This is a genomic window from Paenibacillus sp. FSL P2-0322 (assembly GCF_037975315.1).
Lineage (GTDB): Bacteria > Bacillota > Bacilli > Paenibacillales > Paenibacillaceae > Paenibacillus > Paenibacillus polymyxa_B.
In genome coordinates, this window is record NZ_CP150243.1 from 532,157 (window position 1) to 547,777 (window position 15,621).

The following is a 15,621-nucleotide window of genomic DNA, read 5'->3' on the forward strand; positions in this document are numbered from 1 at the left end:
AAGTAGGTGCCCATGATGAAAACAAATGTGTTATACATCGAAGATGACCAGGATATTGGTGCTTGGACGCATCAGTATTTGGAAGAGCGGAATTACGCTGTAGTATGGCTTCGCAGCGGGGAGGGGGCTGTGGAAGCAGCCCGTACGTGCCAACTCGTGATTTTGGATGTGATGTTACCCGGTCTGGATGGATTCACCATGGGGAAGCGGCTCAAAAAAGAGTACCCGGAGCTTCCCATTCTCATGTTGTCTGCCCGTACATCCATTGACGATAAGCTGCAAGGACTGGATTTCGCCGACGATTATGTAACCAAGCCCTTTCACCCGGACGAGCTCATAGCACGTATGGAGATTTTGCTGCGCCGATCGGGAACCGTGCCGGAAGAATCCTTACAACTGGGGCATCTCTCTGTCTTCTCTCCTGATAACCGTATTGTGAACCGTGATACCGGGGAGGAAATTACACTGACAGGCAAGCAATATCACATTTTTGCTTATTTGCTGCGGCATTTGGGCCAAATTATGACAAAAGAGCAAATGTATGAAGCAGTGTGGGGGGACCCATATATTGACGGAGACAAAACTTTAATGGTCCACATCCGACACCTTCGCGAAAAGCTGGAGATTGATCCTGCGGCACCCCGCATCATTGAGACGATCCGTGGTGTAGGATATCGGGTGAAAGCATAATGAGCAGGACGCGCAAGGATTGGAGGAGGCTACACCCCAGCTCTAGGCCGGGTCAGGGAGGTCGGTTTCGCAGTTCACTGTTGTTCCGTTATCTGGTCATTATTGTGGTTGCTATGATGCTGTTGCCCATTGTGTTGCCTGTTACAGCCTTGATATATAGCGTGTTATTGAATTGGGGGGCGGAGCTCAAGCCTAAAAACGCTTACTATCCCTCTGCTACCCATACTGAAAATAGCTGGCATCGCGAAGCTGTAGCCTTGAAGGGAGCCGCACCAGAGCAAATCTCAGCCCATCTGCGCAAAATACAACAAGATATGTTCCCTAAATCACAAATATTTTGGGTGGATACCGCAGGTAGAACAAGGTTGGAGTTACCGACACAACCTAACATGCCAAAACAATGGAACGCTGCGCAGGCTATAGCTTTTATGAAGCAAGCAAGCTATGAGGGGCCGTTTACGGTAGTAGCCTTTATTGGCGGGGGCAAGAATGATGTGAATCAGGGCTATATGGTGTTAAAAGTGCCTCGTTCGTTCATTGAACAGCCACCTACAGATAGTAGCATGTTGATGTACTATCTCTTTTTTATCGTATTGATTCTGGGCACTTTTATATTCGTATCTCTTCTGTTTTTTGGAGGCATTCGGCGAAGACTGTTGCAGCTTCAGGCCGCCATGTCGCAGCGAGGAGAGGATGGCTTGCCTATTCTTGTTACCACTGGACGCCCGGATGAAATCGGCAAGCTGGAGGAAGCATTTAATCAGATGGTTGAGCAGTTGGCCGAGAGTCGGGGACGTGAGCGTCAGGAGGAAGAGCTGCGGAAGAGACTGGTCGCGGATCTGTCACACGATATTCGAACGCCGCTTACGGTCGTGCGTAGCCATCTGTATACACTAGATGGTGAAAATCTGAGCAGCAGAGGGAAACAGTCGATTACACTGATGGAAAACAAGCTAAAAGACCTTGGGAGTCTGATCGACAATCTGCTCACCTATAATCTGCTAGCTAGTGGAAAATACACTATGAATAACACACCACGTGATATCCTGCGGCTAGTGCGGGAGTGTGTAGCCAGCTGGTATCCGGTGTGGGAAAAGGAGGGCTTTGAAGTGGATATCGACCTGCCCGAACATAGCATGGTGTGGAATGTCGATGAGCAAGGCTTCCGTCGTCTGCTGGACAATCTCTTTCAAAATGTAGTTCGCCATGCTGCCTCAGGCCGATATATCGGTGTTCAAGTACAGAAAGATAATGGGACAGAGGCATTGGTTATCACAGATAAAGGGCCCGGTATGGAGCAACAGTCCAGTGAAAAAGGGGCAGGGATTGGTTTGGCGATTACAGAACTGCTGGCTCGCGAAATGAATTTGGAGAGGGAGATTTTCAGTTCATCAGCCGGGACAAGAATTCGTTTTTTAAACAAAACTTAAACTCAGAGTTCCCTTGGCTTTAAACTTGGCACGTTACGATAGGTGTCGAGGTGAGGAACTTGAACGAATACATTATTGAAACGAACAGTCTCAGCAAAATATACAAAGGCCGCGCGGCGGTTAATCAGCTGGACCTGAAAATAGCTCGAGGAGATATTTACGGATTTCTGGGTCCCAATGGAGCGGGGAAAACGACAACGATCCGCATGCTGCTTGGACTTATTCGCCCAACTCGAGGAACGATCCGTATATTCGGCAAAGATATTCGCAGACATAAGCTCGATATCTTGCGTAAAGTCGGCTCGTTGGTGGAGTATCCTTCGTATTATGGTCATTTGAACGCAATTGAAAATCTGGAGGCCATTCGCCGTATTTTGAATGTACCCAAGCAAAACATTGCGGAAGTGTTGGAGGTCGTCCGACTGACCAAGCATGCCAAACGTCCAGTCAAAGGCTACTCCCTGGGCATGAAGCAGAGACTGGGTATTGCAGCAGCCCTGCTTGGGAATCCCGAAGTGCTCATTTTGGATGAGCCTACGAATGGTTTGGACCCGGAGGGTATTCAGGAAATGCGCACATTGATTCAGGCGATGCCCAAGCAACGGGGGATCACCGTGCTGGTGTCCAGCCATCTGTTGAGCGAGGTAGAGCATATGGCGAATACCGTGGGTATTATCCGTGAAGGAGAGCTGGTCTTTCAAAACACAATTCATAATCTCCGTCAGGAATCCGCAGGCGGAATTCGGATTGTAGTGTCGGAACCGGAAGCAGCCCAATTGATTGCGCGTGAGCAGGGGTATCATTCGGTGAAGGACGGCTCGGCGCTGGATTTCGAGAACATGAATGATGCGGCTGTTGCGCTGCTGGTCAGAAGATTGGTCGAAAATACGCATGCCGTATACCGTGTGGAGGAACGCCGCAAATCGCTGGAGGATATGTTCATGCAAGTGGTGGGCAAAGGAGGAACTTCCTTATGATGCTGCGGGCGCTCACGGCGGATCTGCTCAAAGCACGCAAAAAGGGAATCTGGTTCCTGGTGTTTCTCGGTCCCCTTGGGCTGGTGGCGATGCAGGCGCTGAACTTTGGACTCCGCTATGACTATCTGATTCCGCGATACAAGGGCCATTTGTGGGAATCCTTGATGGATAACATCGCTATGTTTGTCCCCCTTGCGCTGGTGTTAGGAGCCACTATGGTCGCTTCCATGTTGGCGAATGTGGAGCATATGTCTAATTCCTGGAAGCAGCTACTGGCCTTGCCGATTTCCAAATTCAGCGTCTATATGGCCAAGCTGACGCTGGCGATCGGGATGCTGTGTGTGTCCTGTGTACTCCTGACGGTAGGGACGTGGGTGTTGGGCATGCTACTCGGCTTCGGAGGAGAGCCGGCGCCGATTGGAGAATTACTGCGGCTTGGATTTTGGCCTTTAGGCGGCACGCTGCCTATGCTCGTATTATTGTTGTGGTTAACGGTCACGTTCCATAATCAGGCTCTGCCTGTAACACTGGGCATTACGTTAGGCATCGGCAGCTTGTTTGCTTCACAGCTGTCCGAATGGTTTCCGTTGGCCTGGCCTCAATTCGCATGGGTTGCACCTCAAGCGTGGATGTTTGCGTCCGTCGGGTGCGGAACGGGTGTGCTTCTCAGCCTGCTGACAGCGGCCCATTTTAGCCGAAAGGATGTGGCGTAATGTTCGGAGGATATGTACGGCTGCTTTCTGTTGAACGTATGAAAATGGCGAAATCGCCCGTCTGGCTCCTTGCGCTCGTCAGCCCGGCTATTGCCGTCCTGATTGGTTTGCTGGCAAACCCGGGAGGGAATTGGCAGGTGTTGTTGTCTGCCATGCTTACAGTTCATGCGCTGCTGTTCATGCCGATGCTGACCGCCGTATTTGCATCTCTGGTCTGCCGATTCGAGCATGGGGGCGGCGGTTGGAAGCAGCTGATGTCATTGCCATTGTCCCGCACGAGTCTGTATGCGGCCAAGCTGACCATCATTATGGCCTTGGTCGGATTGACCCAGCTACTGTTCGGAGGAGCGTTGCTGGGTGTTGGAGTTGTGCAGGGTATGAACGGACCGATTCCATGGGCCGTGATCGCTCAAAGTTTGCTCGCCGGCTGGGTAGCCTGCCTGCCGCTGGCTGCGTTGCAGTTGATGGTGTCCTTCCTGTGGTCCAGCTTTGCCGCACCGCTTGCGTTGAATTTCGTCTTCACCGTGCCGAATATTCTGGTCGCCAATTCTCAAACCTACGGTCCGTACTATCCATGGACACAGCCTTTATTGGCGATGATGCCGAGTGGAAGAGACAACTTCGGGGCGTTCATGGTGCCAACTGATACACTGTTGACGGTTATAATAGGTAGCTTTGTCGTATTTACGTTGGCGGGACTGACAGTATTTCGTTATAAAGAGATATAGGGCGAAATACGGGGATTGCAAAAACTCCTTATCCTAAATGAGGGTAAGGAGTTTTTTTACTGTGCTATTGGTTTACACTAAGCCTGAAATGGCACGGATATTATTGCTGATAAGGTGGCAAGAGGCGTCGAACTTGGCTTGTTCTTCCGGACTTAGCTCCAGCTCGATGACCTCTTGAATTCCTCTGCTGCCGATAATCGCCGGAACGCCCGTGCAGACATCGGTGTGTCCGTACTCGCCGTCCAATACAGCAGAGACCGCTATAATTTTACCATCATCATTTAAAATGGAACGAGTAATGTACGCCAGCGCATTGGCAATACCAAAATAAGTGGCGCCTTTGCGGGTGAAGATCTCCCAGCCTGCATCCCGAGTTTTACGGGCAATGTCGTCCAGATCGACGTGGCTGAATCGTTCCTTATGCTGACGCAAAATGTGTAAAAGCGGCTTGCCGCCAATCGTGACGTGTGACCAGGCAACGAATTGGGATTCGCCATGCTCCCCAAGAGCATATCCTTGCACGCTGCGTGGATCTATGGAAAATACTTCAGAAAGCAACGTCTTGAGTCGGGATGAGTCAATGGAGGTGCCCGTGCCGATCACCTTGTTGCGCGGCAGACCGGATATATTTTGTACCATATACGTTACAATGTCGACAGGATTAGCGGCAATGACGAATATACCGTCGAAGCCACCCTCCATAATCGCGGTTACAATCTCTCTGGTAATAAGCACTGCGTCATCCAGCACAGATAGGCGGTCTTGACCCGGTTTAGGGTTGGCTCCAGCCGTTATAATCACAACGTCCATATCCGTGCAGTCTGCATACGTGCCTGCACGCACCTTGGTACGTGTGGACGTAAAATCCATACAATGGGACAGATCCAGTGCATGGGCCAAAGCCCGATCATACGTGCGGTCAATCATCATGATCTCATCACAAATGGACTGATTAACCATTGAGTAGGCACAGCTCGAACCGACCATTCCCGCGCCGACAATAGCTACTTTCCTTGCCTTCCCCTTCATCTATGTTGCCTCCTCGTTCCAGCGAACGTTAATATGCTACAAATTATGCCTGAAATACATTTTACGTTACATAACATAACATATTGCTGATCTTTTGAAAATATCCATTTTTTTGCCTCCATTCTGGGAAATTAAAATAAACTGTGAATAGAGGTGTTCTTTAGGATTAATTATAGAGTGAACGTGAATTATCAATACTTTTACTGGAAGATAGAAGAGCATGTTTCAATTTATATTTAAGGTGAATTCTGTGCAAATTATAACATGAACTATGTTGATGGAAGGAATAGTGACGTGAAAATAATGAAAGTATGACATTTATGTGACGTACTTTAAAGAGTTTCAAGGACATACTTGAACGGAAGTATGCTCTGCAATGTCGTTTCTTGTATATTTACAAATATTCCGTTATGACAAAGGTTCTTAGCAGTCTGCAATATTAGAACATTTTTGCCAAAGGGTTTCCAATGGATTTCGCGAATTCTACATATACAAGCTAATTTCTTTCCATACCATCCGGGGAGGTAATGATTAAATGGAAGAAAGCAAATCGACAACGGAAGCAGCAAAGCAGTTGGGAATCGGGGCGAGTACCCTTCGTAAATATGCAGCGGCGCTGGAGGAGCAAGGGTATGTGTTTCAGCGTTCCGCGAATCAATCGAGAATGTTCAGTGCTGAGGATGTTGAGTGCTTGAAGGTGATGCGGTGGGCATTGCGTGAACAGCATATGACGATGGAGCAGGCGGTTCAGGTGGTGCTTGAGAGAGTGACCGCTCCCTTTCAAATGGAGGATGAGGAATTCCGCTTGCCACCCATCTCGGATGCTGAGTCACTGACCGCAACCTGGGAAGAAATAATGGCGGCGGCTGAGGGCAGGGAAGAGACGGTCATGCAGGCGCAAGCTGCTGCTACGGTTGAACTGACAGAGTTACAGGATGAAATGAATGCTCAGGAACTGTCAGAGGAACCCATGATGCAGCTACAGTCGCAGGAGGAGTTCCAGACTTTGGCATCTACCATTGAGTATAGATTGGAACAAGCACCTGTATCCGTACAAACGCAGGAGTCCGTAGAGCCACAGGAACTGGCGCAGATGCAGGACATGGTGCAAAACGCTTTGTTGGAAATGCGGAGCCGTTTGGAGGAGCTGGAAGCAGAGCACAGCCGTTTGGTGGAAAAGAATATCAACCTGTCTAACCAACTGGAGGATCAAAAACGCTGGATGAAAGAAAGGATCGACGAGGAACGGGACCGGCAGTTAATTACGAATTTGCGTACCTACCAGGGCAGGCAACGAAAATCGCGCAGTTCGTTGTTGTCCTGGCTTGGTCTGACACCGCGCAGACGCAGAGAGGCATAACCAGCATCTTTTCTGATAAAGACCATCAGACCTTCCCGGTTCTGATGGTCTTTTATCGTGGATGGTATAATAACGGAATACAAGAATACGAACAAGCCGCATAAGAAACGTTGCTGCGGCATGTAGAGGAAAGGATATAAGTATGTTTGCTTGGTTGCGGAACGCATATGAATCATGGATGGATTATCCGAAACAGCCTGGTGACTTGCTGAGCGGACGTTATGATGTTTGTTCGCTTTTAGGCATGGGGAGCTATGGTCTGACCTATCTCTGTCTGGATCGGAACAGCGGACAAGAGGTGGCGGTGAAATTGCCCAGACCGAGCAAACGGGCGAAGGCAGTTCAGCTATTGCAGCGAGAGGCTCATATTATGCGGCAGATGGAACACCCCAATATTCCGAAGCTACTCGAAAGTGTCGAGCATTCGAACGGAATAGTTGTGGTCATGGAATACATCTCTGGCATGACGCTAGAGGAGCTTATATTTGAACAGGAGCGTTCCTTTACAGAACAGGAATGCGTTGTCTACATTTTGGAGTTAATGGAGCGAGTTCTGTATGTGCATGAACGGGGCTATATCCATCGGGATATCCGCATTCCCAATGTGATTCACCGCGAGGGGAAGCCTTACCTGATCGACTTTGGTCTTGCTCTGGCGGTGGGAGAGCGACAGGAGGATGTATTTACCGAATCCACGCTGGAAAAGCGCGCACCCGAGCGACAGGATGTCGCCGTCTACAGCGATTTGTACGATGTCGGACATTTAATGCTTTTTATGCTGTATAGCAGTTACGAGCCTCAGCCGGATCAACCGCCAGCAAGCTGGCAGGAAGAATTGAAACTGAGTTCACCTGTGCGTCATATGCTGGAGCGTCTTTTTCAGATTCGGCCACGTTATGAGAATAGCCGACAGTTTATGCAAGAGCTGGAGGAAGCATTGTTGCTGCTTGAGATTAACCCATAGATAGTCCCTAAAAATAAACAGGCATTCGCCGCAAAAATGGGGGAATGCCCCCCTTACGCATTTGACCAGGTCTACATACAATGATTCTGTAAATGAGCGAAGGGAGTGTTGTAAATGAGTCATATGTGTGGAGTAGGCGGTATGGGTTGCGGCGTAGGAGCATGGACCTCTGTAGGAGCGATTCTTGTTCTGTTTATTTTGCTGGTGATCATCTCTAAAACCCTGTTTCTGTAATTTCGGTCATAACCGATTTCCTGTAAAATGCACAGATGTTGCCCTGCATAACGAAGGGCGCACAACAATAAAGCGAAGGCCCTTGAGATGAGAAGGGTCTTCGCTTTATAGGGTTTGAAGGAGCCTGTGGCATGCTTCTTGTGGTACGCTCTATTCCGTCGCTACTTCTTGTTGATTGGCTAAGAACTGGAGTAATGACGGCGTTTATCTTTGTAATATCGGTGCCCATTGTGGCTATTCTTGTAACCGTCTGAAGAAGAATGGTGTTTACGTTCACGTTCGTAATAATGGTCTGAGCTGCTGTATCGCCGCTTATGAGAATGAGAGGTGGAATGTAGCAGGCGGTGCAGTAATTGTTTAAGCATCGTCTAATCCTCCTTCTTACCCTGCCCAACTGACATAGACAGGTTTTTATAAAAAGGTAATACGCAGCAGCGTTAGAACAGGTTCCACTAATTTAAGATTGTAGGGACTTGGCCTGAAATTCTGCAATATCCTTGAACTCTTCTTCGAATTTACGTGAAATGCGGATATAAATCGGTAGTAAATCACGATAAATATCCACGTGTTCTGCTACAGGTTTGTGCTGGTGAGTGGTACCGATCATACCGGACACAGCATCCAGCGAATCAATCCGTCCCAGCGCGTACAAGCCCAGAATAGCTGCGCCCAGACATGAGCTTTCCAGACTTTCGGGGATAATGACTTCCTGATCGAAAATATCCGCCATGAGCTGTCTCCATAGCTCCGAGCGTGCAAATCCACCAGTGGCGTGAATGACTGACGGTCTGTCGATGACTTCTTCCATGGCGAGCATGACGGTATACAAATTGAACAGCACACCCTCCAGAGCGGCGCGAATCATATGCTCTTTTTTGTGACGCAGGGACAGACCGAAGAAGGAGCCGCGAGCATTTGGGTCCCACAGGGGCGCACGTTCACCGGATAAGTACGGAAGAAAGAGCAGACCGTCGGAGCCAGGACGTACCTGTTCCGCAATTTGGGTCAGCACATGATATGGATCAAGTCCCAGTCGTTTGGCCGTTTCCACCTCGGAGGCTGCAAATTCATCCCGGATCCAGCGGAAGACTATACCTCCATTGTTCACCGGGCCTCCGATGACCCACAGCTTTTCGGTTAAGGCGTAACAGAAAAAGCGCCCTTTGGCATCCGTGAGCGGCTTATCAACTACGGTACGGATGGCTCCGCTGGTGCCGATGGTAACCGCGACAACTCCAGGTTTGATCGCATTCACACCGAGGTTGGACAAGACACCATCGCTGGCCCCGATTACAAAAGGAGTCGTCTTCAGTAGACCCATGTCATGCGCATAGGTCTCATCCAGCCCTTTGAGCACATGAGTTGTCGGCACCAGCTCGGATAGCTGCTCCTTCGTCACACCTGCAATGTGCAGTGCTTCCTCATCCCAGTCCAGCTGCTGCAAATTCATAAGTCCGGTTGCAGAGGCAATCGAGTGGTCCACGACATATTGGTGGAATAACCGGGCAAAAACGTACTCCTTAATGGAAATGAATTTATACGTCTGGGCCGCAATATCCGGTAAATCCCGTGTAATCCACATCAGTTTCGTTAGCGGTGACATGGGATGAATGGGCGTTCCGGTACGTAAGTAAATGTCGTGTCCGTTGTATTCATGTTTGAGCGCTTCGGCCCATTTGGCGCTACGGTTATCTGCCCAAGTGATGGAGGCGGTCAGCGGTTTGCCGTTCTTATCCACCGCCAGTACACTGTGCATGGCCGAACTAAAGGAGACGAACAGCACATGCTCGGCTGACACTCCGCTTTGTTTCATGATCTCTTGCACCGTCGTTACGACAGCTTTGAAAATATCTTCCGGGTCCTGTTCTGCCGCATCCGGCTCAGGTGTATGGAGCGGATAGCCCACATGGTGCTGGGCGGCAATATTGCCGTTTTCTTCGAAAAGCACCGCTTTGGTACTGGTTGTGCCGATATCGACGCCGATCATATATCGGGTGTCTGTCATATTCAATCTCCCCTTCACTTACCGTTATTAGCTCATTATCGTTAAATTAACACACTCAGCAGCATAATCAAACCGAAAGCGACCAGGGAGAGGATGGTTTCCATAACGGTCCATGATTTTAGAGTCTGCGGAACCGTCATATTGAAAAACTCTTTAATCATCCAAAAACCGGCGTCATTCACATGAGACAAGATCAGCGACCCTGCTCCTGTAGCAAGGACGACCAGTTCGACATTCGCGCCGGGTGTAAGTGCCAGTACAGGTGCGACAATACCAGAGCCTGTCGTCATCGCGACTGTCGCTGACCCAGTGGCTACACGAATGAGCGCAGCGACCAGAAAAGCAAATACAATCACATTCATATGGGCTCCTGTAGCGACCGCTGCAATGGCCTGACCTACACCGCTGTCAATCAATACCGTTTTAAATGCACCACCGCTCCCGATGATTAAGATAATAGAGGCTGTTGGTGCCAGACATTCACTGGTAAAACGGGACAAGTCCTCTTTCTTTAGACCACGTGCATAGCCTAGCGAGAAAAAAGAAAACACGGCCGCAATTAGCAATGCCATAACCTCATCACCAATGAATTTGAAAAATACAGTGAGTGGATGTGTATTGGCCGGGTCTACGATTTCAGCGACTGATCCGCTAAGCATTAGAATAACAGGCAACAAAATGGTGAACAAAGTAATCCAAAAAGGAGGCAACGAACGTCCCGTCGTATTTCTGAACTGCTCGTCCAGCCTCTCGGAAGGTCTGACCATGATTCTTTTGCCAATCCAAGCGCCGAAGACCGGGCCCGCAATAATGGCGGATGGGATGCCCACGATGAGTGCATATCCTATCGTGCGTCCAATATTGGCGTTAAAGGCTTCAATCGCGATCATCGGAGCCGGGTGGGGTGGCAAAAGGCCGTGTACCGTCGATAGTCCTGCCAGCATCGGAATACCGATTTTCAGCAGAGACATATTCATTTTACGGGCAACCGTGAACAGAATGGGAATTAATAAAATAATACCAACCTCAAAAAATACTGGAATACCCACGATAAAGCCTACAATCATCATCGCCCAATGAACGCGTTTTTCACCAAAACGATCCATCAGTGTGGTCGCGATGCGTTCGGCACCGCCGGATTCTGCCATCATTTTACCGAGCATGGTGCCTAAACCGATCACGATGGCGATGGAGCCGAGCGTACTGCCGAGCCCCTTGGTGATGGAGGCAGTAACTTCATGTCCCGGCATCCCGTTAACCAGTCCGAGAAATACCGACGAAAGCAGCAGTGAAACGAAGGGATTCCATTTGAATTTGGCAATCAGCAAAATCAAAAGAATGACGGTAACTAGCGCCCATATGAGCAGGGACGCGTTATGACTCAAGCCGAGTAATGTGTTCATGAAGTAATGCCTCCTTATTCATATAATGTAGCTAAATGTATACTTGTCGACAACTTTAATGTAAAAGAGAACCGCGCCAGCAAGAAACGCATGAAGCGCGGTACATCGACTCTTTGTCACGCATGTTGCGGCTAGGACGATGTCTTTCTGTAGGGAGACAGAACGCTATCGTTAACCGCGTTGCGGGTATCTCGGTAATGATCCTCAATAAATCCCGATAACTCCTGAGCATTCCCTTGACTTAAAGCGTTTGCAAAGGTTCGATGTTTGTGAATCGTGACTTGTGATTCTTCGATGTTGGACGCAAATCGTTGTTCTGTCGCAGCTAACATGACCGTCAGGATTAGCTGTCTCATACCGTTCCAGGTATGAAGAATACGGGTATGGCCTGCTTCCAGAACCAGAGCCTCATGAAAATTAAAATCCTGAAGAGAAAATTCAACGACATCCCTGTACTTGAGAGCGACTTCCATTTTGTCAATCATCTGATTCAGAACAGTCACCAATGTGGCATTATCACTATGTACATACCTTTGTACAACAAAATGCTCAATCAGCATTCGCACATCGAATAGCTCCTCCATATCACCGGGTGTCATGCCGACGACAACCGCCCCCATGCGCTCCAAACGGATCAGTCCTTCGCCCGAGAGTGCCTTCAAGGCTTCACGCACCGGAGAACGACTGGTACCAAAATCGGCAGCAATCTGATTCTCAGATAGCACAGTACCTGGCGTCTGAATACCCCGTATAATCTGAAGCCGAAGTTCACAAGCAATCCTTTCCCCAAGCGATGCGCCCTGTAACCAGGTTGTTGGATATTTCATAGGATACTCCTATCTTGGAAATAATTTTGCATACTGGTATACAAGTTATGGAGTATTATATACCCCGTTTAAGATCCTTGTAAACGGTGTCAGTTGACATCGGTTCCATTTCGCTGCTTTTAGCGTTACAATAGAAGCAGAAAAAAGAAGCAGTGAAAAGTGGAACGAACACGGAAAAGAAGGAGACCGTTTAATGATTATCATTAAAACCAAAGAACAAATTGAAAATATGAAAAAAGCTGGAGACATTTTGGCTGCTTGCCACCGGGAAATTGCCAAAATGATCAAGCCAGGCATTACGACACTGGAAATCGACGCTTTCGCAGAATCCTTTATGAAGAAGCATGGCGCAACACCGGAGCAAAAGGGCTATAACGGCTACCAGTTTGCAACATGTGGCTCACCTAACGATGTGATTTGCCACGGCTTTCCGAATAAGACACCGTTGAAGGACGGGGACATCGTGACGATCGACATGGTTGTGAATCTGAATGGCTGGCTGGCAGATTCCGCTTGGTCGTATGCGGTAGGTAATGTGTCTGAGCAGGCGCAAAAGCTGCTGGATGTTACCAAGGAATCACTGTATAAAGGGATTGAGCAAGCTGTTATCGGTAACCGGATCGGAGATATTTCCCATGCGATACAAACCTACGCGGAAGCGGAAGGCTTCTCGGTCGTACGCGAATTTATTGGGCACGGCATCGGGGAAGAGATGCATGAGCAACCGCAGGTTCCACATTACGGACCGCCGCACCGTGGACCACGCTTAAAAGAGGGCATGGTCATTACAATTGAGCCGATGCTCAACACAGGCACATACCGCAGTAAAATTGATGCCGACGGCTGGACCGCACGCACGTTGGACGGCGGCTTGTCTGCGCAATACGAGCATACGCTGGCCATTACAGCAGAGGGTCCGATTATTTTGACCCAGCAATAAAGCAGGCATCCATCGGTAGCATACAGACTAACGGGTTGAATGAGCTAGACATGTTACAGAAAAAGGGGCTGTCCAGAGGACGGTCTCTTTTTCTATAAGCATCCGCTGCATGTCCGTTCCAGTCCCAGGCATGTTCAGGCAGATCGAATGCTGTACACTGCGAAGACAGAGGGACGCAATCGAGTAGCTCCTTTTTCCGGAATGCATAATGTAGACCTGATAGACCAAAAAGACCAAAAAGACACGGCTCCTGTTAGGAGAACGTGTCTTTTTGGTCTATACAGCAACATGCGAGCATGCATGTTAAAAACCTGTTTGTCAGATGCGAACTTCCGCCTCGTTCGGAACGAACTGACGATATTGGAAATACATACGAAGCCGCCAGTGTAACAAGGTCCCGAAGGCTAGGATGAAAAATAGCCCTGCTGTCTGCGGAATGGTAATGTAATGCTGAATAAATTCATGCAACAGCAATCGGATGATCAGCAGGCTGATCAGGATAAAAAAGAAGGTACGTGAGCGTTGCACGAAAACCAGCCCTTCTTGCAATTCAAATTTGGTGCTGCGGATCAACGGGTAAGAAAAAATAAACCAGCCGACCAGAAAAGCGCCTAGCGCCCAAAGCCAGGGAACCCGTACTTCCGGCACCACAAACATCATAAAACCGGTGCTCATGCCGAGCGGTGGGATGATGATTTTTTTGGCATTAATCGGGCGATGACCTGTCTTCATACGGATGAAAATAGCCGATATAGCGATTAAGATCATACCGAAGGTTGCGCCATATTGCAGCAATGGGGTGCTAATATGAAACATGGACTGGCCCCCTCTATAAGGAATATAAGCGTTATTGGACAGACTGCAAACCTTTTACATTATAGCACATATGCAATGGATATATTTAGTTACAGTCTTTCCTCTGGCAAGCGGATTATACGCCTCTTGGTGGTAACGGGTCCTATAATTAGGTCTCTTTCATACTTATGCGAGTACCTTTGCTTGTACCTCTCCTTGAGCTGATTTTTTCTCCTGACGCATGATATAACCCATGGCTGCAATAATAAGGATAAAGGCGATCAGTGCGAGAAAAGGAATGGTGATAAAATCGAACCAGTTCAGGTAATCCTGTTCACAGGATACTCTGCCGCAGGAAGTTGAAGTTTGCGCAGCTGCTTTGGCAGCTGCATGGATGCGCTGAATGATAAAATGATAGGCCGAAATCGCGCCTCCAATGATAGCCAACGGCATGACGTAACGACGTATCCCCGAATCTCCTCGAAAATATGCAATTCCGAGCAGAAGGGTCAGGGGATACATCAGAATGCGCTGAAACCAGCACAGCTTACAAGGCTCATACCCCAAAATCTCGCTGAGATACAGACTGCCCAATGTGGCCACACAAGCTACAACCCAGGCGGCAAACAAAGCAATATCCGTTTTTTTAAACGATCCAATCATAGTAACGCTCCTTTTTTAATTCAAATGAGAACAAAATGAACTCACCCGTGTCTTGTCCCATCGGCAGGCATATGCCGATATGCATGTCTTTATCCGTATTGTACTGTATTTTGAGTGCAGGGTCATACTTAAACATATTGACATCATTCACTATCATTTTTATAATTGCAGTAGTTTGGGAAGTTAATGAGGATTCAAGTTAGATATATATTAAGAAATTAGGAGAGTGCCTAGAATGTCGAGCAGTCCAAAAAATGAAACCCTATCTACTATTAGTGAAAGACACGCGGTAAAGAGCTATGTTAAGGATTTTAAATTGCCAGAGGAAGATTTGGAGGCTATTTTGACTGCCGCGATAGAAGCTCCTTCCGCTTGGAACCTTCAACATTGGAAATTCCTTGTCATCGAAAGCGAAGCGGACAAGCAAAAATTGCTACCTATCGCCTACAATCAGGGTCAAGTAGTGGAAAGTTCCGTTACGATTGCTGTATTGGGTGATTTGGAAGCAAACCGTAACACCGTCATTTATGATCAAGCGGTAGAAGCAGGCGCACTGCCAGCGGAAATCCGTGACGCATTGGTAGGTCAAATCAACGGCGCGTACCAAAACCCGCAAGTAGCTCGCGATGCCGCCATCCTGAACTCTGCTTTTGCAGCACAAAACATTATGCTGGCTGCTAAATCTCTGGGCTACGACACTTGCGCAATGGGCGGTTTCATTCCAGCACAATTGATCGAGCAATTCAATATTCCGGCACGTTACCTGCCAACCCTGCTTATTAGCGTAGGTAAGGCACAAGTACCAGCACGTCCATCAGGACGTTTCCCACTGTCTGAAGTTGTTGTAAAAGGTAGCTTCTAAG

The 15,621-nt window shown here is 48.5% G+C and carries 18 protein-coding genes; 10 read left to right on the plus strand and 8 right to left on the minus strand.

What is annotated here, in order from left to right:
* Positions 1 to 15: 15 nt before the first annotated feature.
* From MKY24_RS02385 to MKY24_RS02405, 5 genes are read left to right on the plus strand one after another with little or no spacing between them, the layout of a single operon-like run.
* Entirely contained in the window at positions 16 to 690 is a 675-nt protein-coding gene (locus MKY24_RS02385) for a response regulator transcription factor (protein ID WP_076265154.1), read from the plus strand.
* Entirely contained in the window at positions 690 to 2,120 is a 1,431-nt protein-coding gene (locus MKY24_RS02390) for a HAMP domain-containing sensor histidine kinase (RefSeq protein WP_339201349.1), read from the plus strand. Before MKY24_RS02385 ends, MKY24_RS02390 begins: the two co-directional genes overlap by 1 nt.
* Positions 2,121 to 2,179: 59 nt before the next feature.
* Positions 2,180 to 3,097 carry an ATP-binding cassette domain-containing protein gene (locus MKY24_RS02395; RefSeq protein ID WP_023986725.1) on the plus strand — a complete coding sequence of 306 codons (918 nt, stop codon included), beginning with the start codon at positions 2,180 to 2,182 and terminating at the stop codon, positions 3,095 to 3,097.
* Positions 3,094 to 3,810, plus strand: coding sequence for an ABC transporter permease (locus MKY24_RS02400; RefSeq protein WP_028541199.1), 717 nt, complete (start codon positions 3,094 to 3,096; stop codon positions 3,808 to 3,810). Before MKY24_RS02395 ends, MKY24_RS02400 begins: the two co-directional genes overlap by 4 nt.
* Positions 3,810 to 4,538: an ABC transporter permease gene (locus MKY24_RS02405; protein ID WP_160790951.1), complete on the plus strand. Its 729-nt coding sequence runs from the start codon at positions 3,810 to 3,812 to the stop codon at positions 4,536 to 4,538. The genes MKY24_RS02400 and MKY24_RS02405 overlap by 1 nt, the downstream gene beginning before the upstream one ends.
* Before the next feature lie 72 nt (positions 4,539 to 4,610).
* Here MKY24_RS02405 and MKY24_RS02410 read toward each other — a convergent pair whose 3' ends face one another.
* Positions 4,611 to 5,567 (minus strand): L-lactate dehydrogenase, encoded by a 957-nt coding sequence (locus MKY24_RS02410; RefSeq protein ID WP_339201351.1) that lies wholly within the window; start codon positions 5,565 to 5,567, stop codon positions 4,611 to 4,613.
* Positions 5,568 to 6,102: 535 nt separating this feature from the next.
* On the opposite strand from MKY24_RS02410, the gene MKY24_RS02415 reads away from it, so the two are divergent.
* The 3 genes from MKY24_RS02415 (at position 6,103) to MKY24_RS02425 (ending at position 8,125) form a co-directional block, all read left to right on the plus strand.
* The gene (locus MKY24_RS02415; protein ID WP_071559412.1) at positions 6,103 to 6,927 is read left to right on the plus strand and encodes a MerR family transcriptional regulator; all 825 of its coding nucleotides are present in this window, start codon (positions 6,103 to 6,105) and stop codon (positions 6,925 to 6,927) included.
* A gap of 142 nt (positions 6,928 to 7,069) precedes the next feature.
* Positions 7,070 to 7,891: a serine/threonine-protein kinase gene (locus MKY24_RS02420; RefSeq protein ID WP_339201352.1), complete on the plus strand. Its 822-nt coding sequence runs from the start codon at positions 7,070 to 7,072 to the stop codon at positions 7,889 to 7,891.
* Between the two features lie 114 nt (positions 7,892 to 8,005).
* Entirely contained in the window at positions 8,006 to 8,125 is a 120-nt protein-coding gene (locus MKY24_RS02425; RefSeq protein ID WP_013369112.1) for a hypothetical protein, read from the plus strand.
* A gap of 179 nt (positions 8,126 to 8,304) precedes the next feature.
* Here the strand turns inward: MKY24_RS02425 and MKY24_RS02430 are convergent, their stop codons facing one another.
* The 4 genes from MKY24_RS02430 to MKY24_RS02445 form a co-directional block, all read right to left on the minus strand.
* Entirely contained in the window at positions 8,305 to 8,490 is a 186-nt protein-coding gene (locus MKY24_RS02430) for a hypothetical protein (protein WP_075153617.1), read from the minus strand.
* A gap of 92 nt (positions 8,491 to 8,582) precedes the next feature.
* Positions 8,583 to 10,130 carry a gluconokinase gene (gene gntK, locus MKY24_RS02435; RefSeq protein ID WP_028541194.1) on the minus strand — a complete coding sequence of 516 codons (1,548 nt, stop codon included), beginning with the start codon at positions 10,128 to 10,130 and terminating at the stop codon, positions 8,583 to 8,585.
* A 41-nt stretch (positions 10,131 to 10,171) separates the two neighbouring features.
* A complete protein-coding gene (locus tag MKY24_RS02440) occupies positions 10,172 to 11,533 on the minus strand; it encodes a GntP family permease (RefSeq protein ID WP_025722432.1) in 1,362 nt (453 codons plus the stop codon).
* Between the two features lie 131 nt (positions 11,534 to 11,664).
* Positions 11,665 to 12,360, minus strand: a complete 696-nt coding sequence (locus MKY24_RS02445; RefSeq protein WP_069290934.1) for a GntR family transcriptional regulator — start codon at positions 12,358 to 12,360, stop codon at positions 11,665 to 11,667.
* 193 nt (positions 12,361 to 12,553) lie between these two features.
* Here MKY24_RS02445 and map point away from each other — a divergent pair, with 193 nt between their 5' ends.
* Positions 12,554 to 13,300: a type I methionyl aminopeptidase gene (map, locus tag MKY24_RS02450; RefSeq protein WP_013308498.1), complete on the plus strand. Its 747-nt coding sequence runs from the start codon at positions 12,554 to 12,556 to the stop codon at positions 13,298 to 13,300.
* Between the two features lie 318 nt (positions 13,301 to 13,618).
* Here map and MKY24_RS02455 read toward each other — a convergent pair whose 3' ends face one another.
* From MKY24_RS02455 to MKY24_RS02465, 3 genes are all read right to left on the minus strand, one after another.
* Entirely contained in the window at positions 13,619 to 14,116 is a 498-nt protein-coding gene (locus MKY24_RS02455) for a cytochrome c biogenesis protein CcdC (protein WP_023986735.1), read from the minus strand.
* Positions 14,117 to 14,281: 165 nt separating this feature from the next.
* Complete coding sequence (locus MKY24_RS02460) at positions 14,282 to 14,758, minus strand: disulfide oxidoreductase (protein WP_339201353.1); 477 nt, start codon at positions 14,756 to 14,758, stop codon at positions 14,282 to 14,284.
* Positions 14,742 to 14,894, minus strand: a complete 153-nt coding sequence (locus tag MKY24_RS02465; protein ID WP_023986737.1) for a hypothetical protein — start codon at positions 14,892 to 14,894, stop codon at positions 14,742 to 14,744. The genes MKY24_RS02460 and MKY24_RS02465 overlap by 17 nt, the downstream gene beginning before the upstream one ends.
* A 99-nt stretch (positions 14,895 to 14,993) precedes the next feature.
* Here MKY24_RS02465 and MKY24_RS02470 point away from each other — a divergent pair, with 99 nt between their 5' ends.
* A complete protein-coding gene (locus MKY24_RS02470; RefSeq protein WP_023986738.1) occupies positions 14,994 to 15,620 on the plus strand; it encodes a nitroreductase family protein in 627 nt (208 codons plus the stop codon).
* Position 15,621: the final 1 nt, after the last annotated feature.